We start from the raw sequence: 19,129 nt of genomic DNA, 5'->3' as shown, positions 1-19,129 counted from the left end.
TAGGGGACAGGCAGGTCCCTTACAACGCAACCCGGGCTGTCTTTGCAGCTAAGCCCGGGGGCGGAAAAGTCAATGTTAACATTGGCGAATGCGGTTAATGGCGCGGCCGCCGACGATATGTCACATAGGAGAAATCGGCGCTGTCGTCCGGTCCGGCAGGATGACGGATGCGCGCCGTCTCCTCCCATTTTGCCGTGTCGATGGCGAAATGCGTGTCGCCTTCGGGGCGCGCATGCACTTCGGTGATTTCGAGGCGATCGGCACGATCCAGCCATTGCCGATAGATCTCGGCGCCGCCGATCACCGCGATCTCGGTGACCGAACGCCGCAGTGCATCGCCGCGCGCAACCGCCTCCGCATCCGCGGCCGATATCGTGACGACGGCCCCGGCGGCGCGATAGGCCGCATCGCGCGTGATCACGATGTTGGTGCGGCCCGGAAGCGGCCGGCGCAGGGATTCGAACGTCTTGCGGCCCATGATCACGGGCTTGCCGATCGTGAGCGCCTTGAAGCGCGCCATGTCGGATTTCTGCCGCCACGGAATCGCGCCGCCAGCGCCGATGACGCCGTTCTCCGCAATCGCGACGACGAAGACGATCTCCATCAGGTCTCGCTCCCGGCAAGCCGCGTCAGCGCAGGACCGGTGACTCGGCACAGCGTCCAGTCGTCCATCATGACGGCGCCGAGCGACTTGTAGAACGCGATCGACGGCACGTTCCAGTCGAGCACCGCCCATTGCAGGCGCGACCAGCCGTTCTCGACGCACTCCTTTGCGAGATGGACCAGCAGCGCCTTGCCGAGGCCTTTGCCCCGATGCGACGGCCGCACATACAGATCTTCGAGATAGATGCCGTGACGGCCGCTGAAGGTGGAGAAATTGGCGAACCAGACCGCAAAGCCGACCGCCTCGCCGTTCCACTCGGCGATCGCGCAATAGAGCTGCGGTCTGTCGCCGAACAGCGCGTCCGCGATGTCAGCCTCGGTCGCCTCGACCTCGTGCGAGAGCTTTTCGTATTCGGCGAGCTCGCGGATGAAGGAAAGAACGAGCCCGGCTTCCCCCGGACGCACGCGGCGGATGTTGAGCGACATCTGCGCTAGACCGCGACTTCCGCCTTGATGTGCGGATGCGGATCGTAACCGACGAGCTCGAAATCCTCGAAGCGGAAGGAGAAGATGTCCTTCACGTCGGGGTTGATCCGCATCACCGGCAGCGCACGCGGCGCGCGCGTGAGCTGGAGCTTCGCCTGCTCCAGATGGTTGGAATAGAGATGGGTGTCGCCGAACGAATGCACGAAGTCGCCGGGCTTGAGGCCGGTGACCTGCGCCACCATCATGGTCAGCAGCGCATAGGAGGCGATGTTGAAGGGCACGCCGAGGAACACGTCGGCCGAGCGCTGATAGAGCTGGCACGACAGCTTGCCGTTGGCGACATAGAACTGGAACAGGCAGTGGCACGGCGGCAGCGCCATCTTGTCCACCTCGGCCGGATTCCACGCCGAGACGATCAGGCGGCGTGAATCCGGATTGCGCTTGATCATGTCGACGACATTGGCGATCTGGTCGATGCTGCGTCCGTCCGGCGCCGGCCACGAGCGCCACTGATGACCATAGACCGGGCCGAGGTCGCCATTGGCGTCCGCCCACTCGTCCCAGATGGTGACGCCGTTGTCGCGCAGATATTTGATGTTGGTGTCGCCCTTCAGGAACCACAACAGCTCGTGCACGATCGCCTTCAGCGGCAGCCGCTTGGTGGTCAGCATCGGGAAGCCGGCCGACAGATTGAAGCGCATCTGATGGCCGAACACCGAGAGCGTGCCGGTGCCCGTCCGGTCGGTCTTCTCGGCGCCGTCTGAAAGAATCCGCTCGAGCAGGTCCTGATACTGGTGCATGTGCCATAGAGCCTTTGGGGAGGCGGCGAACTTAGCGGCCACCCCCGCGCTGCGACAGCGGCGATTCGCTGCCTGCACCGATTATACCCGGAAAAAGTGAGCGTTTCCGGTGCAAACGGCAAGGGGCGGAACTCGCGTCCCGCCCCTCCTCTATCGGCTTGAAAGTGCTGCCTAACTTGCCGGCTTGAGCACCGGGGTCCACTTCGCGATCTCGTTCTTGACGAGAGTGGCCAGCGCCTCCGGCGTCCGGTCCGCAGGACCGGGGATGACGCTGCCGAGCTCGAGCAGCCGCTTGCGCACGGTCCCGTCGTCGAGCGCCTTGACGGCGGCGGCGTTCAGGCTCGCCACGATCGCCGGCGAAGTTCCCTTCGGGGCGAACATCGCGTTCCAGGCCTGGGCCTGGAACGCAGGCAGGCCGGCTTCCGTCGTCGTCGGCACGTTCGGCAGCGACGGATTGCGCTCGACCGTTGCGATCGCATAGGCCTTGATGGTGCCGGCGTTGATCTGCGGCACGGCGTTGACGATCTGGTCGCACATGTAGTCGACCTGCCCCGCCACCAGCGCGTTCATCGCGGGGCCGGTGCCGTTGAAGGGCACGCCGACCGGCTTGATGTCGAGGATGGAGTGCAAGAGTTCGCAGGACACGTGCGAGACCGAGCCGACGCCGGCATGCGCCGCGTTCACCTTCTCGGCATTGGCCTTCACGTAGGTGACGAACTCCTTCAGGTCCTTCGGCGGAAAATCCTTGCGCGCGAGGATCAGGATCGGCGTGCCCGCGAGCAGCGCGATCGGCTCGAAGTCTTTCTCCGGATGATAGGCAAGCTTCGGATAGAGCGGCACGGATGCGGCATGGGTGCCCATATGCCCGGTGATCAGCGTATAGCCGTCATTGGCCGCGCGCGCGGCCCGCGCAGTCGCGGTGGTGCCGCCGGCGCCGACCACATTCTCGATGATGATGCTCTGCCCGAGCGTCTGCGCCATGTGCGCGGTGACGATGCGCGAGATCACGTCGGTCGGGCCGCCGGCTGCGAACGGCACGATCATGGTGATGCCGCGCGTCGGATAGGTCTGCGCCTGAGACGGTGCGACAAACGCGCACAGCGATGCAAGCGCGACGGCACATGCGCCCGTAGCGAGCGCGCGAATAGAAGTCATGTCGTTTCCCCGGGACGCAAACAAAAATGCCGGCCACAAGGGCCGGCATTTTCATGTCACGAAGTCATCACACAAGTCGATTCGACTTCCGAATGCGGCGCGCGGACGCAGGCGCGACGCGATCAGTTCTCGGATTCGGTGAACACCTCGTCGCGCTTGGCGCGCAGCGCAGGCAGCACCGTGAGGATCAACAGGCTCGCCGCGATCGCCAGCAACACTGCCGACAGCGGACGCGTCAGGAACACGCTCCAGTCACCGCGCGAGATCAGCAGTGCGCGGCGCAAGTTCTCTTCCATCAGCGGTCCGAGCACCATGCCGAGCAGCAGCGGTGCCGGCTCGAAATCGTGCTTGATCAGCCAGTAGCCGACGAGACCGAACACGCCGGCGAGGATGACGTCGACCGGTGCGTTGTTCACCGAGTAGATGCCGATCGCGCAGAAGATCACGATCGAGGGGAACATCAGCCGGTAAGGCACGCGCAGCAGGCGGACCCAGATTCCGACCAGCGGCAGGTTGATGATGATCAGCATCAGGTTGCCGATCCACATCGAGGCGATCATGCCCCAGACGAGATCCGGCTGCTTCTGCATCACCTGCGGACCCGGCACGATGCCATGGATGGTCATCGCGCCTACCATCAGCGCCATCACCGCGTTCGGCGGAATGCCGAGGGTGAGCAGCGGGATGAAGGAGGTCTGCGCCGCCGCGTTGTTGGCGCTCTCCGGCGCCGCCACGCCCTCGATCGCACCGCGGCCGAACCGCGACGGGTTCTTGGCGATCTTCTTCTCGAGCGTATAGGCCGCAAAGGACGCGATCACGGCGCCGCCGCCCGGCAGGATGCCGAGGATCGAGCCGAGCACGGTACCGCGCAGGATGGCAGGCGCGGAATCGCGCAGATCCTTCCTGGTCGGCATCAGGCCGGTGATCTTCTGCTGCACGAGGTCGCGGTTCATCTCGGCGCCGGCGTCGAGGTTGCGGATGATCTCGGCAAAGCCGAACACGCCCATCGCCACCGTCGCAAAGCCGAGACCGTCGGCGAGCTCCGGAATGTTGAAGGCCATGCGCGAGGCGCCGGTTTCGATGTCCGAGCCGACCATCGACATGAGCAGGCCGAGCACGATCATCGCGATCGCCTTCAGCACCGAGCCCTTGGCCAGCACGACCGCGAAGATCAGGCCGAGCACCATCAGCGAGAAATACTCGGCCGGGCCGAACGCCAGCGCGAGCTTGGTCAGCGGTGCGCCGAGCACGGCGATGAGCACGGTCGCGACGCAGCCGGCGAAGAACGAGCCGATCGCGGCGATCGCCAGCGCCGGGCCGGCACGGCCCTGCTTGGCCATCTGGTGACCGTCGATGGCGGTGACGACCGATGTCGCCTCACCTGGAATATTGACCAGGATCGACGTGGTCGAGCCGCCATATTGCGCGCCGTAATAGATGCCGGCGAGCATGATCAGCGCGCCGACCGGCGGCAGTCCGAAGGTGATCGGCAGCAGCATCGCCACGGTTGCGATGGTGCCGATACCCGGGAGAACGCCGACCAGCGTGCCGACGAGGGCGCCGATCAGACACATCAGAAGGTTGATCGGAGAAAGCGCGACGGCGAAGCCGTGGGCGAGGTTGGCAAAAATATCCATCACGCTCTCACTGGATCAGGAAACGCGGAAACATCGGCATCGGTAGCCCGAGCACGTAGGGGAAGAGCAGCGCGCAGCCGAGCGTCAGGCAGGCGCCGACGATGGCGGCCTCGAGCCAACGCGTCTCGTGCGAGCCCATCGCCGCAATCATGAAGCTGACGAAGGCGGACACCACGAGACCGAGCGGCCGGATCGCCAGGGCGAAAAACACGATCGAGGCCATCACGAACAGCGGCCCGCGCCAGGAATAATGGGCCATCGCCGGCCCATCGGTCAGAAGGCCGGTCAAGGCGATGCCCGCGGACAGCGCGACCAGCAACCCGCCGAACATGCGCGGCGCGGTGCCCGCACCGAAGGAGAAGCCGCGCATGCCCTGCAGATCGCTCGAGGCCCACAGCGCGAACAGCGCGAGCGCCATCAGAATGACGCCGCCGACATAATCCTGGGCCGACCGGATCGTCATGAACAGCGTGAGGATCGCCACCGCAAGGATCGGATAGGAATAGATCAGCGCCAGCAGCACGTCGGATGACGCCTTCTTGGTCTCACCGCCGACCGATCCGATCAGTGCCGCGGGAGCGCCCGCGACCAGCGCGGTGGCGTGGCTGATCAGAACGGTGGCCGGACCGCGTCCCGCGCCCCAGCCAAAAATCGTCCCGATCGACCAGATGAATTCGAATATCTGCGGCGCAATCGCCAGCAGACAAAAGCCGAGCGCCACCGAGGTGTTTCGGGTGGCCGTCGCTGAGTGGCCCATCGTATCGGCCATGCATGTCTCCTCCGCGACCCGTAAGTCACGCGCAGTGTTGTTCTAATCGGCTGGAAATGGATCCCTCGCCCGGATCACTGCCTAGCGATTTTCATTACACAATGCCAGCAAAACCCATCAAGCCTCCGGCGAGCAGGAGCCATAGTGGATTGATGCGCGAGACCGCTGCGAGCAGCGCAACCATCGCGGTCAGAAGCACCGCAGCAATAGTGCGATCGGTCGCCTGGGCCAGGATCAGGGCACTCGCCGCCATCAATCCGATCGAGAGCGGAACCAGTGCAGCCTGGATCAGGCCGGGCCAGCGCGATTGGCTGGGCCGGTTCAAGAGCCGGCTGACATAATAGGCAACCAGCGCGGTCGGCAGGCACATCGCCAGCGTCGCTGCCAGCGCGCCGGGGATGCCGGCGACCGCATAGCCGATTAACGTCACGATAAGCACGTTCGGACCTGGCGAGAGCTGCGCGATCGCATAGGCATCAGTGAACTGCTTGTCGGTCATCCAGTGATGCACATCGACCGCGATACGGTGCATCTCGGGCACCGCCGCCGCAGCGCCTCCGACCGCGAACAGCGACATCAGGGCAAAGGTGGAGATCAGCGCCCAGATCGGGTTCTCGGCGTTCACGCTGCTACCTTCCGCCGCAGGAGGAAGGTGGCGCCGACACTCACGGGGATCGCGACCAGCAGCACCGCCTGGAGCGGCAGGCGAAGCACGCCGATGGCGAGGAACACGCCGAGCATCAGGATGAGCGCAACCGCGTCCATCCGCTTGAGCAGCGGCGTCATCATGCGGAAGACCACCGCGATCAGGAGACCGACCGCCGCGCAGGAGATGCCCGCGAGGATGCGGCGCAGCACCTCCACATCGCCGAACCGGGCGTAGACGATCGCAAGCACGGTCATGATCAGCGTCGGCGGCAGCAGCAGCCCGGCAAAGGCGGCAACGCCGCCGGCAATGCCGCGCAGCCGCGCGCCGAAGACCATCGACAGATTGACGATGTTGGGGCCGGGCAGGAAATGGCAGAGCGCGAAGGTTTCGTTGAACTCGTCCGCCGTCATCCAGCGGTGCTGCTCGACGATCGCCCGCCGGGCAAACACCAGGACCCCGCCGAAACCGGCCAGGGACATCCGGGCGAAGGCCACGAACAGCGCGGCCAGGCTGGGCGGAGGGCCGAAGGTTGCGGCATGATCCGGCTCTTGGGCGGCCGGTGCTGAATCCGTGGACATGTCAGGAGCTTAGAACGCGGGCCGCCGCGAGGCCAAGATCGGACCTGTGCCTGTCCGGAACCTATCCAAAGGGAACCGCGCCATGCCCGCCCCAAACCCCTGTCTTTCTAAACCTTTGCCCCCTATATTGGGGGTGCTGGTTCGCCGGCTATGGAAATAAACGGTCGTCGTAATAAACCATTCGGACCCGGGGGCGGTACCCGGCGCCTCCACCAAAGCCCACCAGCGGGCGAGCCCTAGAAGCGGGTTTTGGCGGGGGCGAAATAGGATCGACGAGGGCGTAAAGGGCGTGCTTTTTCCCGGTATTGTTCCGCCGTTATCGGGCTACTGCAATAGTTGCCAACGACAACTTTGCTCCGGTTGCTCAGGCTGCGTAACGCAGTTTGAAAGACCATCTTAAAGTCCTAACGGGTTAAGCTCCGTTAGGCGGGGTTCGGAGGCACCTGGCAACAGAAGCCTCCACTTACCTTTGATTTCCTCCCCGGCGGGGACTCCTGCTGACCCGTCAGGCGCGGTACTATTGCGACTTGGCGAGTCGGGCCGGCAGGGCCCAACTCCTGGAATGCAACAGGACCACCATGGCGACCGATCATATCCGATACGATGTGCTGGCCCGCGACGCGCTGCGCGGCGTGCTGCGGAAGGTGCTGACCGACGCCGCGTCCCATGGACTGCCGGGCGAGCATCATTTCTTCATCACCTTCGTGTCGAAGGCCGAGGGCGTGAAGCTGTCGTCGCGCCTGTTGGCGCAATATCCGGAAGAGATGACGATCATCCTCCAGCACCAGTTCTGGGATCTGACCGTGCTCGAAGACCGCTTCGAGGTCGGCCTGTCGTTCGGCGGCATTCCGGAGCGGCTGGTGGTGCCGTTCAGCGCCATCAAGAGCTTCCTCGATCCGTCCGTGAAATTCGGCCTCCAGTTCGACACGTCCGATGTCGCCGAGGTCGTGCCGGAGACGTTGCCCGCGGCCCCTGCCCCTTCGGCCGTGTCGGTGCCCGCGCCCGCTCTGGAAAAGGCGGAGACCGCGGAAGAGCCGACCCCGCCGAGCCAGGGCGGCGCCGAAGTCGTGCGGCTCGATCGTTTCCGCAAGAAATGATCTAGGCTGCCGCGCGAGACCTCGCGCCCGGCCAGACTGCCTATATAGAAGAGCACATGAAGAGGCCGCGCGGCATTTCGTGCGGCGGAATGGATGTGCTCATGGCCAAAGCTGCCCGCTCGAAGACCGCCCGCCCTGCGACCCGCATCGAGACCGACAGTTTCGGTCCCATCGAGGTCCCCTCCGATCGCTATTGGGGGGCGCAGACCGAGCGCTCGCGGCAGAATTTCCGCATCGGCACGGATCGCATGCCGATCTCGCTCGTGCATGCGCTCGGCATCGTCAAGCTCGCCGCGGCGCAGTCCAATCGCGAACTCGGCCTGCTCGACCAGCGCCGGGCCAATGCCATCACCCGCGCCGCGCGCGAGGTGATCGACGGCAGCCTCGACGATCATTTTCCGCTCGTCGTGTGGCAGACCGGCTCGGGCACGCAGACCAACATGAACCTCAACGAGGTGATCGCCAACCGCGCCAATGAGCTGCTCGGCGGCGAGCTCGGCGCCAAGAAGCCGGTGCATCCCAACGATCACGTCAACATGAGCCAGTCGTCGAACGACTCGTTCCCCACCGCAATGCACATCGCGGCCGCAAGCCGCATCACCGCCGATCTCGTTCCTGCCCTCGGCGAGCTGCTCCGCGCGCTGCGCAAGAAGGAGAAGGAGTTTTCCAGGATCGTGAAGATCGGCCGTACTCATACGCAGGACGCGACGCCCCTGACGCTCGGCCAGGAATTTTCCGGCTATGCCGCGCAGGTCGAAAGCGGCATCGCCCGGCTCAAGGTCGCGGTGAAGGAGCTCTATCCGCTGGCACAGGGCGGCACCGCCGTCGGCACCGGCCTCAACTCGAAGCCGCGCTTTGCAAGACTGTTCGCAAGGCACGTCGCCGGGATCACCAAACTGCCCTTCACCAGCGCCGCCAACAAATTCGAGGCGCTGGCCTCGAACGACGCCTATGTGCTGGCGCACGGCGCCATCAATTCGGTCGCGACAGGGCTGTTCAAGATCGCCAACGACATCCGCCTGCTCGGATCGGGCCCGCGCTCGGGCCTCGGCGAGCTGATCCTGCCGGAGAACGAGCCGGGCTCCTCGATCATGCCGGGCAAGGTCAATCCGACGCAATGCGAGGCGATGACCATGGTGTGCTGCCAGGTGTTCGGCAATCACACCGCGATCACGGTCGCCGGCAGCCAGGGTCATTTCGAGCTCAACGTCTACAAGCCCGTGCTGGCCTACAACATGCTGCACTCCATCCGCCTGATGGCCGACGCCGCACGCTCCTTCACCGAACATTGCGTCAGCGGCATCCGCGCCGACGAAAAACGCATAAGTGAGCTGATGCAGCGCTCGCTCATGCTGGTGACCGCGCTTGCCCCGAAAATCGGCTACGACAACGCCGCCAAGGTGGCCAAGACGGCGCATGCCAACGGCACCACGCTGAAAGAGGAGGCGCTGCGGCTCGGCTTCGTCACAGCGGACGAGTTCGACCGTTTGGTGCAGCCGGAGAAGATGACGAAACCGGGGTAATTCCGAATTCCGATAGTCATCCGTAATGATACGGAGCCAAAAAGCTCATAATTGTAAGGCTTAAAGGACAGGATTTGATTACCGTCAATGTTTCGGAAGGACGGCGTGTTACGCAGCCATTCTGCCCTTGGCGGGGCGAAATTCATCGTTTGATGGCCCAAGGGGCCGATTTGACGAGGACGAGCAAATGACAATCAAGTCTTGTGGGGCGCGACGCGGCGCCTCGTTTCGGAATGTTTCATCCTGCCTGAAGAGGATCGGATGATGGAGACGCGGCATGGGGAACGTCATCAACCTGAATCGTTTCCGGAAGCGCGCCGAGCGGGAAGCCTCGGCGAAGCAGGGGGACGCCAATCGGGCGAAGTTCGGCCGCACGAAGGCGGAGCGGTCGGCGGAGGAGACGCGCGCGGACAGGGCGAAGGAGCACCTGGATCAGCATCAGATCGATCGCGAGGAGCAGCCATGAAATCGCCCGTCGTGAAACGGTCGATCGTCGTCGCCGGTCACAAGACCAGCGTCAGCCTGGAAGAGGCGTTCTGGAACGGCATGAAGGAGATTTCGGGCCTGCGCAACATGACGCTGTCCGAGCTCGTCGGCGAGATCGACGGCAATCGCCAGCAGGGCAATCTGTCCTCGGCGATCCGCCTGTTCGTGCTGGACTACTTCAAGAGCCGCGCCATGGCCGCCCAGCCGGACAAGGTCCCGGCCCAGTAGCCGCGAGGCGTCTTTTCGACCCGCCAGGGCGGCCGCACTTTAAAATCACTCTAAGGTGCAGCTTCCGCCGACCGGCGCGCTTGACCTCAATGCCCTGCGTTGAAAATACAGGGCATGACCGACACCAATGATACGCGCCCTCACATGCCGCTGGGTCTGGCCCTGCGCGGCTACACCGGCGTCATCCAGCACCTGTCCGCCCGGGACACCGGTTCGGCGCTCTCGGACATCGAGCTCGAGAGCCGGCTGATCGAGCTCGGCTTCGTCGAGGGGGCGCGGGTCGAGGTCCTGCACGAGGGGCTGGTCGGGCGCGACCCCATCGCCGTGCGGGTCGACAGCATCACGATCGCGGTCCGCCGGCGCGAAGCCATGGCCATCATCGTCGCCTAGATAGCGACCGGACGCCGCATCCCGGACCAGTGATCCCATGGAATTACCTCTGCTGCATCTCGCCCTGGTCGGCACGCCAAACAGCGGCAAGACCTCGCTGTTCAATGCCCTGACCGGCAGCCGGCAGAAGGTTGCGAACTATCCGGGCGTCACCGTCGAGCGCAAGGAAGGCTTCTTCGTCACGCCCCAGGGACGCCAGGTCTCGGTGGTCGACCTGCCCGGCACCTATTCGCTGCGCGGCCGCAGCCCGGACGAGGAGATCACCCGCGACTTCGTGCTCGGCAAGGCCTCCGGCGAGACGGTGCCCGACCTCGTGCTTTGCGTGGCCGATTCCACCAATCTGCGCCTGACCATCCGCCTGCTGCTGGAGCTCAAGCGCACCGGCCGGCCGATGATCCTCGTGCTCAACATGTTCGACATCGCCACGCGCCGCGGCATCACCGTCGACGTCGAGCGGCTCGCCAAGGAGCTCGGCGTGCCCGTGGTCACCTCGATCGCGGTGCGCAAGGGCGGCACGGCCGATCTGTTGACGCTGACCGACGAGATCTCGGCGCGGCTCGCCGCCGAGCCGGCCGAGAACAACTGGCGCGCACTCAGCGTGGCCGAATTGCGCTCCACCCAGCGCGAGGCCGACCGCATCATCGCCGATTGCGTCAGCCTGCCTGCTAGACCCGACACCTGGACCGCGCGGATCGACGCCGTGGTGCTGCATCCCGTCGGCGGGCTGATCGTGCTGGCGCTGATCCTGTTCGTGATGTTCCAGGCGGTGTTCGCCTGGGCGCAGCCGCTGATGGACCTGCTCAAATCAGGCTTCGACGTGCTCGGTGAACTCGTACACGACACCCTGCCCGCCGGCCTGCTGCAGAGTTTTCTGCAGAACGGCGTAATCTCCGGCGTCGGCAGCGTCATCGTGTTCCTGCCGCAGATCATCCTCATCTTCCTGTTCATCCTGCTGTTGGAAGATTTCGGCTACATGGCGCGCGCCGCCTTCCTGATGGACCGCATCATGGGCGGCGCCGGCCTGCACGGCCGCGCCTTCATTCCGCTGCTGTCGAGCTTTGCCTGCGCCATTCCCGGCATCATGGCGACGCGCGTGATCGACAACAAGCGCGACCGGCTGACCACGATCCTGATTGCGCCGCTGATGACCTGCTCGGCGCGCATTCCGGTCTACACGCTGATTATCTCCGCCTTCATTCCGGCCAGGGACGTCTGGGGCTTCATCAACCTCCAGGGCCTCGTGATGTTCGGCCTCTACGTCGCCGGCATCACCAGCGCGCTTCTCGTCTCGTTCCTGATAAAATTCTTCATGCTGCGCGACTACGCGCCGGCGCCGTTCATGCTGGAGCTGCCGGACTACAAGATGCCGCGCCTGAAATCGATCGCGATCGGCGTCTACACGCGCGCGAAGATGTTTTTGCACCGCGCCGGCACCACGATCTTCTCGATGATGGTGCTGATCTGGTTCCTGGCCTCGTTCCCGCAGCCGCCTGAAGGCGCTACCGAACCCGCCATCAACTTCAGCCTGGCGGCGATTATCGGCAAGGCGCTCGAGCCGCTGCTTGCCCCGGTCGGCTTCAACTGGCAGATCGCGGTCGCCCTGATCCCGGGCATGGCGGCGCGCGAGGTCGCGGTCGCAGCGCTCGGCACCGTCTATGCGATCGAGGGCGGCAAGGAAGCGGCCGAGCAGATCGGCCAGGTGCTGGCGACGAAATGGTCGCTCGCCACCGCGCTGTCGATGCTGGCGTGGTACATCTTCGCCCCGCAATGCGCCTCGACGCTGGCCGTGATCCGGCGCGAGACCGGAAGCTGGCGATGGATGGCTGTGACCTTCACCTACATGCTGGTGCTGGCCTATGCCGCGAGCCTCGTGACCTACAACGTCGCGGTGGCGCTGGGAGCGGGATAGCCCCCTCGAAACTAAAAACTGCGAAAACAACCCCATGCACAGTAGACGGGGGGCGTGAAATCAATGGCTTACGAATTATCCGAATTCGTTTGACCCGTCGGGCAAAACACCTGCATGATCGCAACATCGGGAAGCGTCCGCAAACGATTGATCGCGGCCCGCATCCTCGACAAGTCCGCACAGTTCACCCGCGCCTGGCCTTGCCACATCGCAGGAATTGATGCCGGACCTCCATCGTTTTCTTCGGCTTCCCATGAAAAGGCCCCGGTCGATGCCGGGGCCTGAGTTCACCGGGAAGACACACACACTCAATAGCGAGCAGCGACCGGAGCACCGAAACCACCGAAGCGGTAGTTCAACCGAAGCGTAACCATGTCCACATCCTGGCTGATCCCGCTGCCGGTGAGCGTGACCCCGCCGGGTGTGACCACGCCTGCGAAGCCGAAATTGTCGCGTCCCATCCAGAGATGGTCGTACTCGATACCGGCCGACCAGTTCGGCGCAAAACCATATTCCCAGCCGACACCCAGGGCGCCGCCCCAGCGCGTGTGACCTGCCGAAGCCAGTCCGACGCCGGTGACGTTGTTGAATATATCGAATCGATTGCGGGTCACGGCGGCGCCGCCCTTCACGTAGAACAGCGAAGCGTTCCATGCCCAACCGAGCTGGGCTGTGAACAGCCCAATGGCGTCGGTCTTGCCTGTGGTCGAGATCAACGGATCGATCAGGCTGACGCGCGTGTTCTTGATCTCGGCCCAATCGCCCTGAGCTTCCAGACCAAGCACAAACTGATTGGTTTGCCAGCGGTACCCGATCTGTCCACCGGCGAGACCACCGGAGCGATCGGCGCAGCCACCTGCTACCGTCCCAGCGGGCGTTACGAAGTCGACACAACCATGGCTTTGCCCCCAGCCACCGTTGGCCCCGATGTAGAATCCGCTCCAGTTGTAGACCGCCATCACTGGTGCCGGCGGCGGCGCCTTGACGGCCATGTCGGCCGCCATGGCCGGAGCCGCCATACTCAGTGCCACGAAGCCGATCGCAGCAGTCGAAAACTTCCTCATGGTCTCGTCCCCTTTTTTGCTCTTTCGTTTGAATTCGCCGTCTCGTCCAAAAATGAGCACCCATGCTGGGACTAGGGTGCATAAGGTTCGCGAATGTGAGAAACTTTACGCGGGCAGGAGTCTCGAAACCCGTATCAAAATGGCAACACCCAAGCGCCATCTCTATGCACCGTAGCGTGCTTAATCGATGCTCGACGCTTCTGGCGGCAGAGGGCGCCCATCGTCTCCGAGCCACGCATGGATATCTGACGCCGGAATGAGCCGCCTCGGAACGTGAGGATTGATCGTACCTGCAAAAACAGAGAGGCCTTCATCGAGCTTTGCGCGCGCGAACAACTTGGCTTCGTCCTCGGTCGCGAACGTCCGCGTCTCGCGCGGACTGCGCTGCCTCGGCAAAACGCCACGTTGTTGAATTTCAAAGCTGACGTACCAAGTCGGGATCATCGCACCTGTCAACCTGTGAGCCTCGAAGTCGGGTTGTGGCGCGATCGTCATCCGCGTATTTGATGCAGATCAAACCCCGCGCGTCACACCGGCGATCGGGAGGTCGAGTAAAACGTCGGCAGGACGGTATCGTCGGCGCAACAATCGATGCTCACTTCGAACGCGGCTAACCTCATTGGATCACTTCCACACCAACAGACTGACCGCCGAGAAACTGCGCGACGATGATCTCGCCGACCTCGTCACGCTACATCTCGATGCCGATGTGTCGCGCTATGAGCGACGCCCCAACGCTCAGCCGATGCGCAGCCGAATGACCGATCGCGGCAGTGACGCCAGAAACAACACGGCGCAGACACACAGCAGGACAATGTCCTTGAACAGGAACTCGCCGGCCAAATTCCACGCCATGGGATCGGTTGAAAGGCTCCATGTGACGACGCCCGGCGTCGTGAAGAAGAACGACCATGTGATCGCGAAGGTCACCATGCCCATGAATGAACCGATAGCGGACAAGACCGGACTGAACGCGCCAGCCACCAGCAACGCCGCAATCACGAATTCGGCAACACCGAGAAAATAGGCCTCTCCTCTCAGGCCGAAGATCGACAGCCAGGAGATGAACGGACTGTTGGTGATGAACTGGGCGATGCCCTGCGCGGATTGCAGTGTGAACTTCTGCATTCCGAACGACACGAATATGATCACCATGACCCAGCGGAGAATGGCGAGTGGACGATAAGAACCGCCGCCATTCTCGGCGACGTTGAATCCCTTCATGCGACGATTTCTCCCCGGCTTGCACATGCATCTGTTGGCGAACGAAACGTTCGCTACAGGCCGTACGGAGGGGAGCGTCGGTCGTTACATTCGGAGCGAGGTTCCGCTCATCACAGCTGCGTGCAATGCGCATGTCCGTGGCGAGCGAGCACTCTCTCACCAGGTCCGCACGTTCACTGACAAATCAGTACGGGGGTTTTCGCATGCGTCAGCACCTTGTTGGTCACACTGCCGATGAGAAGCATGGAGAGTCCGCTGCGCCCATGGGATGACATAACGATGAGATCGCAACCTTTATTCTCGGCTGCTGCGATGATGGCTTGATGGGGTTGCGCGTTCTCCACTTGAATCAGTTCGCAGGAAACGCCGGCCTCCCTGGCCGCATTTGCCGCGCGATCCAACGCGCTCGTGGCCTGTTCCTTGCGCAGCTCGGCATATGTTGCGACTGCTTCACGGAACCGCCCTGTCATTTCTGAAAACGGCTCCACAACGAAGATGAGAGATACTTTGGCACCAAGGGATTTCGCCAGCGCCAACCCATGCGCCACTCCATGCTCCGCCAGCTCCGACCCATCTGTCGGAATGAGAATATGCCGGTACATGCTTCACCTCCCGCCGGTCTGGACGTATCGCCGCCTTCCGAAGGTAAGCTTGGCCAGCGTTCTGGATTCGGTCTTGAGATAGATCAAACTCTCGGCCCAACACGCCGTGACCCGGATGTCGGCATTGGCGCAAATCGGACGGGCGATGGCCCGTTGCGTCGTCGCTCTATGGGCGAGAAGCCGCCGAGACTGACGCAGGACTCCTGTCGCCCGGCCACGCGGCCATGGCCGCCTTGGCTGCGCCTCTCAATTCCTCAGGCGTGGCGCCGTCCTTGGCCTGGATGGCCATCCCCTGGAAGACGCTGAGGTAGAACCGGCTCAGGGCATCGATGTCCGTCGCAGCGGGCAGTTCGCCATTGGCGACCGCCCCTTCGATCCGAGCGCGCAGATTGGCGAGCATGTCGAGGCGGACCTTTTTGATCGCGCGAGCGATTGTCGCCGGCCATTCGTCGCTGACGGCGCCCAGCACGGCCATGCAGCCGGCCGGCGCCGTGCGCGATTTCGGCAGGGTCTCGGTCGCCCCGATCAAGAGGTTCTCGACGCCGGCACGCGCGGTTTTTCCCTCCGCGAGCTTGTCCCACACGGGAGGTCCCTGGGTCAGCACGTAATGCTCGATCGCCGCAAGATAGAGCGCCTCCTTGCTCTCGAAGGCCGCATAGAGGCTCGGCGAGCGGACCCCCATGGCCTCGCAGAGGTCGTGCATCGAGGCCGCCTCGAACCCCTTGCGCCAGAACAGGAACATGGCGGCTTCGAGTGCCGCTTCGCGGTCAAATTCTCGTGGTCGTCCCGCCATCGCAGCTCTTTCTGTAATGATCAACACATAATTGGCTTGACGCGGTCGATCAAGTCTCCACATATTCTGTGTCGATCGTTACAGAATTGGAGAGATCAGATGACGCTGGCAGGAAAACGGGCCCTGGTGACGGGCGCAAGCAGAGGAATAGGTGCGGCCATTGCGAAAGCGCTGGCCGCGGAAGGCGCGGACGTAGCAATCACTTATGAGAAGTCCGCAGACAGCGCCGCGAAGGTGGTTGACGCCATCAAGGCCGGCGGACGCAAAGCCGTGGCGATCCAGGCCGACAGCGCGGATGTTGCCGCCGTCCAGGCCTCGGTCGACAAGACCGTCGCGGCGCTGGGCGGGCTCGATATTCTGGTCAACAACGCCGGAATTCTGCGCTTGGGTGGCCTCAACGACATTTCGCTTGGGGACATCGATGCGCTGCTGAACGTCAACGTCCGTTCGCCGATCGTCGCGAGCAAGGCCGCGCTGCGCCACCTTGGCAAGGGCGGCCGCATCATCACCATCGGCAGCTATTTCGCCGACCGCGTGCCTTCGCCGGTGCTCGGCGTCTACGCGGCGACGAAGTCGGCCCTGACCGCGTTCACGAAGGCGCTGGCGCGCGAGGTCGGCCCCAGGGACGTCACCGTCAACCTCATCCAGCCGGGCTCGATCGACACCGACATGAATCCCGCAAGCGGCCCGACCGCGGAGACGTTGAAGCAGTTCATGGCGCTCGGCCGGTACGGCGCGACGGATGACATCGCCAATGCGGTTGCGTTCCTGGCGAGCGCAAAGGCCAAATACATCACCGGCTCGACCTTGACCGTTGACGGCGGTGCGAACGCGTAAAGTATTTTCGAGCTACGTCGCTCTTAGCGCGTCATGTGCCGACCGAACAAACAATGACGGCGCCCCACACTCCGTCATTGCGAGCGTAGCGAAGCAATCCAGGCTCTTTCCCGGAGACAGTCTGGATTGCTTCGTCGCGCTCGCAATGACTGCTCGGAAATAGTCGCGTAGCCCGGATGGAGCGCAGCGCAATCCGGGTCTTCTTGCGCAGACACAGCGGCCCCGGATTGCGCTGCGCTCCATCCGGGCTACGGAACCCTACCTGAAATATCCCAGCACGAGATCGATATCCGAGCTGCCCGCCACGGTGCCGTTCAGCTCGGCGTCGATGACGCGGCGGCAGGCTTCGATCGCGGCGTGATCGCCGAGATCGTTGGCGGCTTCCAGCACGAGCCAGGCGGCATCGACCGAAGCCCTGTCCGGAGCTCCGCCGCCGACATCGGGGGCGAAGGCGTTGTTGAGGTTCTTCTTGCGAACGGCGGTGCCGAATTGAGGCAACATTTGCAAATACTCCCCTGCCAATTCCGGGATGATACTCGGTGAGCCTGCTCAGTGGACCTGCTTAGTGAACTTGCTCAATGGACTTGCTCAGTGGACTTTCTCAGTGGACTTGGAGTTCGGGCTGACGGCCCGCATCGGCACCCGCGCCGGTCTTGCGCGACTGGTAGAACTTCAGGATGCTGCGCGAGGTCTCGCTCTTGAGCCGGCTGAACTCGCGCTCATTGTCCTGGAGCTCGCGCGCGGTGATCAGATGATCCTTGGCGCCGAGGAACAGCAGCGACATCGTCGTGTCCCAGGAGAAGTTCAGCGCCTTGCACAGCACCAGGATCATCTCGCGGTTGCGGTCCATGAGCGCGCGCTCGATCACGTCGACCGGCAGCGCCGACAGCAGCGACAGGCCGATCTGCACCTCGTCGAAGCGGTGCTGGCGCGCATAGTTGGAGATCGAATCCTGGTTGAGGTTGCCCTGGCGGTACTGCGTCGTCACCACGCGCTTGGCGACGAAGTAGCTGCGCGAAGACGGGCCGAACTTGGATTGCAGATCGCCGGTGACCTCGGTCACCGAGCTCTGGATCTGCGCCATCATCTCGGGGCGCTCGCTCTCGAGCCGGCGGCGGACGTCTTCCGACGCTTTCGAGATCAGCTGCTGGAAGATGTGGCGCGGCACGTCCTTGCGCAGGCCAAGCTGCTCGGCAAGAATCGAGTCGCCCTCGGCGCGGCGGACCATGTGCAGCAGGCCCGAGCCGGAGAAGCGCGCGCCCTCGTTCTTGGCGACCGACGTCACGACCTCCTGGTCGCCGCGCTTGACCAGCACGTCGGTGACGGCCTCGCCGATCGACTTGCGCTGAGCAATCGCGAGCAGATGCGACTGGCTCTTGGTCAGGGCGCTCTCGACCAGCATCTTCTCGTCGATGCGGGTGGAGTCGCGCAGCACGGGACCGGCGACCGCGATCTCGTCGTCGAGAGCGAGCTGTTCGATGACGTTGAGCGGGGCGTGATCGCAAGCGGACATCAATTCGGAGAGCTGCGTCCGCGCGGCAACCTCGATCTCGTCGGCGAGCCGGCCGATGACCTCGCCGAACATGCTGATCTCGTCGTCGCTGTAGCGGCCGGTGATCAGGATGTCGGTCGCATGCCACAACGCGCGTGCCCGGCTTTCGTCGGTGCCGCGCGCGATCGCGTCGTCCAGATCCTGTAGAAGCGATTTCGCCCCGTTCATGTCGATCACCCCAGTTCTTGGTCGAGCCGTCCCGCCTGTGTTGGCGCGACGGCGAATTCCTCTGGCAACCGACACTAGGGAACAAACGCGAGAATCCGGTAAAGTCGGCAGATCAGTTTTGCCGATGAGAATTCATTCAAATGCGGGGGAATGTGTTTACCGGCGGGCAAGGGCTGCCACGACGCCTGCGGTTGCGGCAGCACACGCGCCTTATGGTTCGAGACGCGCCGTAAGGCGGCGCTCCTCACCATGAGGTCTCGGATTTCACCGCGAAACAAGACCTCATCCTGATGAGCCCGCCAACAGCGGGCGTCTCGAAGGATGCGCCGCGAGGAGACTGCCCGCAGGCCGTTCGAATGCGCGCCCTTACGGGTTCGACGGCGTCAGCACCAGCGGCGGCTTCGGCTTGGGCTTTGCGGGCGCAGGGCCCGGCGCGGGCCTCACCTCGATCGGCGGCGGCAAGGGCGCGACCTGCTGGCTTGCGAGCGGCGGGCTTGGCGCTGCGGGAGCGGCTTGCGGCGCCTTCGGCATCGGCGCGGCCCTTGGCTCGAGCTTGCCCTTGGGCGGAGCGCGGCGCGG

General features: G+C 63.8%; 22 protein-coding genes, 1 other RNA gene and 1 pseudogene. 8 read left to right on the top strand and 16 right to left on the bottom strand.

All coding sequences use genetic code 11. The annotated features are described in order from the left end of the window. Nucleotides 1-94 precede the first annotated feature (94 nt). The 8 genes from XI08_RS33135 to XI08_RS33100 all read right to left on the bottom strand — a co-directional run bounded on the left by XI08_RS33135 (nucleotide 95) and on the right by XI08_RS33100 (nucleotide 6,677). Nucleotides 95-604 carry a dihydrofolate reductase gene (locus XI08_RS33135; RefSeq protein ID WP_027544752.1) on the bottom strand — a complete coding sequence of 170 codons (510 nt, stop codon included), beginning with the start codon at nucleotides 602-604 and terminating at the stop codon, nucleotides 95-97. Next, nucleotides 604-1,089 carry a GNAT family N-acetyltransferase gene (locus XI08_RS33130; protein WP_271577626.1) on the bottom strand — a complete coding sequence of 162 codons (486 nt, stop codon included), beginning with the start codon at nucleotides 1,087-1,089 and terminating at the stop codon, nucleotides 604-606. The genes XI08_RS33135 and XI08_RS33130 overlap by 1 nt, the downstream gene beginning before the upstream one ends. 5 nt (nucleotides 1,090-1,094) lie before the next feature. Then, nucleotides 1,095-1,889 (bottom strand): thymidylate synthase, encoded by a 795-nt coding sequence (locus tag XI08_RS33125; RefSeq protein ID WP_011089252.1) that lies wholly within the window; start codon nucleotides 1,887-1,889, stop codon nucleotides 1,095-1,097. 171 nt (nucleotides 1,890-2,060) lie between these two features. Then, nucleotides 2,061-3,044, bottom strand: coding sequence for a tripartite tricarboxylate transporter substrate binding protein BugD (locus XI08_RS33120; protein ID WP_027544750.1), 984 nt, complete (start codon nucleotides 3,042-3,044; stop codon nucleotides 2,061-2,063). 122 nt (nucleotides 3,045-3,166) lie between these two features. After that, complete coding sequence (locus XI08_RS33115; protein WP_027544749.1) at nucleotides 3,167-4,681, bottom strand: tripartite tricarboxylate transporter permease; 1,515 nt, start codon at nucleotides 4,679-4,681, stop codon at nucleotides 3,167-3,169. 7 nt (nucleotides 4,682-4,688) lie between these two features. After that, the gene (locus tag XI08_RS33110) at nucleotides 4,689-5,450 is read right to left on the bottom strand and encodes a tripartite tricarboxylate transporter TctB family protein (RefSeq protein ID WP_271577625.1); all 762 of its coding nucleotides are present in this window, start codon (nucleotides 5,448-5,450) and stop codon (nucleotides 4,689-4,691) included. Between the two features lie 94 nt (nucleotides 5,451-5,544). After that, nucleotides 5,545-6,075 (bottom strand): chromate transporter, encoded by a 531-nt coding sequence (locus XI08_RS33105; RefSeq protein WP_271577624.1) that lies wholly within the window; start codon nucleotides 6,073-6,075, stop codon nucleotides 5,545-5,547. After that, on the bottom strand, nucleotides 6,072-6,677 hold the full coding sequence (locus tag XI08_RS33100) for a chromate transporter (RefSeq protein ID WP_271577623.1): 606 nt from the start codon (nucleotides 6,675-6,677) through the stop codon (nucleotides 6,072-6,074). Before XI08_RS33100 ends, XI08_RS33105 begins: the two co-directional genes overlap by 4 nt. Before the next feature lie 96 nt (nucleotides 6,678-6,773). Here XI08_RS33100 and ssrA point away from each other — a divergent pair. The 7 genes from ssrA (at nucleotide 6,774) to feoB (ending at nucleotide 12,310) form a co-directional block, all read left to right on the top strand. Continuing rightward, nucleotides 6,774-7,141, top strand: a transfer-messenger RNA (tmRNA) gene (ssrA, locus tag XI08_RS33095). A gap of 114 nt (nucleotides 7,142-7,255) precedes the next feature. Continuing rightward, on the top strand, nucleotides 7,256-7,774 hold the full coding sequence (locus XI08_RS33090; RefSeq protein WP_271577622.1) for an SspB family protein: 519 nt from the start codon (nucleotides 7,256-7,258) through the stop codon (nucleotides 7,772-7,774). Between the two features lie 89 nt (nucleotides 7,775-7,863). Continuing rightward, nucleotides 7,864-9,297, top strand: coding sequence for a class II fumarate hydratase (gene fumC, locus XI08_RS33085; protein ID WP_271577779.1), 1,434 nt, complete (start codon nucleotides 7,864-7,866; stop codon nucleotides 9,295-9,297). 277 nt (nucleotides 9,298-9,574) lie between these two features. After that, nucleotides 9,575-9,763 (top strand): DUF4169 family protein, encoded by a 189-nt coding sequence (locus tag XI08_RS33080; RefSeq protein ID WP_271577621.1) that lies wholly within the window; start codon nucleotides 9,575-9,577, stop codon nucleotides 9,761-9,763. Further along, entirely contained in the window at nucleotides 9,760-10,011 is a 252-nt protein-coding gene (locus XI08_RS33075) for a ribbon-helix-helix domain-containing protein (RefSeq protein ID WP_018640860.1), read from the top strand. The genes XI08_RS33080 and XI08_RS33075 overlap by 4 nt, the downstream gene beginning before the upstream one ends. Before the next feature lie 114 nt (nucleotides 10,012-10,125). Continuing rightward, complete coding sequence (locus tag XI08_RS33070; RefSeq protein ID WP_011089262.1) at nucleotides 10,126-10,401, top strand: FeoA family protein; 276 nt, start codon at nucleotides 10,126-10,128, stop codon at nucleotides 10,399-10,401. A gap of 37 nt (nucleotides 10,402-10,438) precedes the next feature. Next, entirely contained in the window at nucleotides 10,439-12,310 is a 1,872-nt protein-coding gene (gene feoB, locus XI08_RS33065) for a ferrous iron transporter B (RefSeq protein ID WP_271577620.1), read from the top strand. 308 nt (nucleotides 12,311-12,618) lie between these two features. Here feoB and XI08_RS33060 read toward each other — a convergent pair whose 3' ends face one another. The 5 genes from XI08_RS33060 to XI08_RS33040 form a co-directional block, all read right to left on the bottom strand. Continuing rightward, nucleotides 12,619-13,374 (bottom strand): outer membrane protein, encoded by a 756-nt coding sequence (locus XI08_RS33060; RefSeq protein WP_271577778.1) that lies wholly within the window; start codon nucleotides 13,372-13,374, stop codon nucleotides 12,619-12,621. A gap of 180 nt (nucleotides 13,375-13,554) precedes the next feature. After that, on the bottom strand, nucleotides 13,555-13,818 hold the full coding sequence (locus XI08_RS33055) for a hypothetical protein (protein WP_271577777.1): 264 nt from the start codon (nucleotides 13,816-13,818) through the stop codon (nucleotides 13,555-13,557). Nucleotides 13,819-14,112: 294 nt separating this feature from the next. Continuing rightward, entirely contained in the window at nucleotides 14,113-14,598 is a 486-nt protein-coding gene (locus XI08_RS33050) for a YkgB family protein (RefSeq protein WP_271577619.1), read from the bottom strand. A 173-nt stretch (nucleotides 14,599-14,771) separates the two neighbouring features. Beyond that, a complete protein-coding gene (locus XI08_RS33045) occupies nucleotides 14,772-15,200 on the bottom strand; it encodes a universal stress protein (RefSeq protein ID WP_271577618.1) in 429 nt (142 codons plus the stop codon). Between the two features lie 166 nt (nucleotides 15,201-15,366). Further along, nucleotides 15,367-15,993 carry a TetR/AcrR family transcriptional regulator gene (locus XI08_RS33040; protein WP_271577617.1) on the bottom strand — a complete coding sequence of 209 codons (627 nt, stop codon included), beginning with the start codon at nucleotides 15,991-15,993 and terminating at the stop codon, nucleotides 15,367-15,369. A 99-nt stretch (nucleotides 15,994-16,092) separates the two neighbouring features. Here XI08_RS33040 and XI08_RS33035 point away from each other — a divergent pair, with 99 nt between their 5' ends. Then, nucleotides 16,093-16,830 (top strand): SDR family oxidoreductase, encoded by a 738-nt coding sequence (locus tag XI08_RS33035; protein WP_271577616.1) that lies wholly within the window; start codon nucleotides 16,093-16,095, stop codon nucleotides 16,828-16,830. A 258-nt stretch (nucleotides 16,831-17,088) separates the two neighbouring features. Here the strand turns inward: XI08_RS33035 and XI08_RS33030 are convergent, their stop codons facing one another. From XI08_RS33030 to XI08_RS33020, 3 genes and pseudogenes are all read right to left on the bottom strand, one after another. Further along, nucleotides 17,089-17,331, bottom strand: a complete 243-nt coding sequence (locus tag XI08_RS33030) for a hypothetical protein (protein ID WP_271577615.1) — start codon at nucleotides 17,329-17,331, stop codon at nucleotides 17,089-17,091. A gap of 100 nt (nucleotides 17,332-17,431) precedes the next feature. Then, nucleotides 17,432-18,550 carry a DUF2336 domain-containing protein gene (locus XI08_RS33025; RefSeq protein ID WP_271577614.1) on the bottom strand — a complete coding sequence of 373 codons (1,119 nt, stop codon included), beginning with the start codon at nucleotides 18,548-18,550 and terminating at the stop codon, nucleotides 17,432-17,434. Nucleotides 18,551-18,916: 366 nt separating this feature from the next. Next, nucleotides 18,917-19,129, bottom strand: a pseudogene (locus tag XI08_RS33020) (hypothetical protein); the annotation flags it as partial.

Source organism: Bradyrhizobium sp. CCBAU 11361 (genome assembly GCF_028128935.1).
GTDB lineage: Bacteria > Pseudomonadota > Alphaproteobacteria > Rhizobiales > Xanthobacteraceae > Bradyrhizobium > Bradyrhizobium niftali.
Note: the sequence above shows the minus strand (reverse complement) of the source record. Positions and strands in the feature narration are given on the sequence as shown.

Excerpts from the sequence above, each read along its gene's own strand:
- XI08_RS33135 (WP_027544752.1), bottom strand. The coding sequence starts at position 604 with ATGGAGATCGTCTTCGTCGTCGCGATTGCGGAGAACGGCGTCATCGGC.
- XI08_RS33130 (WP_271577626.1), bottom strand. The coding sequence starts at position 1,089 with ATGTCGCTCAACATCCGCCGCGTGCGTCCGGGGGAAGCCGGGCTCGTT.
- XI08_RS33125 (WP_011089252.1), bottom strand. The coding sequence starts at position 1,889 with ATGCACCAGTATCAGGACCTGCTCGAGCGGATTCTTTCAGACGGCGCC.
- XI08_RS33120 (WP_027544750.1), bottom strand. The coding sequence starts at position 3,044 with ATGACTTCTATTCGCGCGCTCGCTACGGGCGCATGTGCCGTCGCGCTT.
- XI08_RS33115 (WP_027544749.1), bottom strand. The coding sequence starts at position 4,681 with ATGGATATTTTTGCCAACCTCGCCCACGGCTTCGCCGTCGCGCTTTCT.
- XI08_RS33110 (WP_271577625.1), bottom strand. The coding sequence starts at position 5,450 with ATGGCCGATACGATGGGCCACTCAGCGACGGCCACCCGAAACACCTCG.
- XI08_RS33100 (WP_271577623.1), bottom strand. The coding sequence starts at position 6,677 with ATGTCCACGGATTCAGCACCGGCCGCCCAAGAGCCGGATCATGCCGCA.
- XI08_RS33090 (WP_271577622.1), top strand. The coding sequence starts at position 7,256 with ATGGCGACCGATCATATCCGATACGATGTGCTGGCCCGCGACGCGCTG.
- fumC (WP_271577779.1), top strand. The coding sequence starts at position 7,864 with ATGGATGTGCTCATGGCCAAAGCTGCCCGCTCGAAGACCGCCCGCCCT.
- XI08_RS33080 (WP_271577621.1), top strand. The coding sequence starts at position 9,575 with ATGGGGAACGTCATCAACCTGAATCGTTTCCGGAAGCGCGCCGAGCGG.
- XI08_RS33075 (WP_018640860.1), top strand. The coding sequence starts at position 9,760 with ATGAAATCGCCCGTCGTGAAACGGTCGATCGTCGTCGCCGGTCACAAG.
- XI08_RS33070 (WP_011089262.1), top strand. The coding sequence starts at position 10,126 with ATGACCGACACCAATGATACGCGCCCTCACATGCCGCTGGGTCTGGCC.
- feoB (WP_271577620.1), top strand. The coding sequence starts at position 10,439 with ATGGAATTACCTCTGCTGCATCTCGCCCTGGTCGGCACGCCAAACAGC.
- XI08_RS33060 (WP_271577778.1), bottom strand. The coding sequence starts at position 13,374 with ATGAGGAAGTTTTCGACTGCTGCGATCGGCTTCGTGGCACTGAGTATG.
- XI08_RS33055 (WP_271577777.1), bottom strand. The coding sequence starts at position 13,818 with ATGATCCCGACTTGGTACGTCAGCTTTGAAATTCAACAACGTGGCGTT.
- XI08_RS33050 (WP_271577619.1), bottom strand. The coding sequence starts at position 14,598 with ATGAAGGGATTCAACGTCGCCGAGAATGGCGGCGGTTCTTATCGTCCA.
- XI08_RS33045 (WP_271577618.1), bottom strand. The coding sequence starts at position 15,200 with ATGTACCGGCATATTCTCATTCCGACAGATGGGTCGGAGCTGGCGGAG.
- XI08_RS33040 (WP_271577617.1), bottom strand. The coding sequence starts at position 15,993 with ATGGCGGGACGACCACGAGAATTTGACCGCGAAGCGGCACTCGAAGCC.
- XI08_RS33035 (WP_271577616.1), top strand. The coding sequence starts at position 16,093 with ATGACGCTGGCAGGAAAACGGGCCCTGGTGACGGGCGCAAGCAGAGGA.
- XI08_RS33030 (WP_271577615.1), bottom strand. The coding sequence starts at position 17,331 with ATGTTGCCTCAATTCGGCACCGCCGTTCGCAAGAAGAACCTCAACAAC.
- XI08_RS33025 (WP_271577614.1), bottom strand. The coding sequence starts at position 18,550 with ATGAACGGGGCGAAATCGCTTCTACAGGATCTGGACGACGCGATCGCG.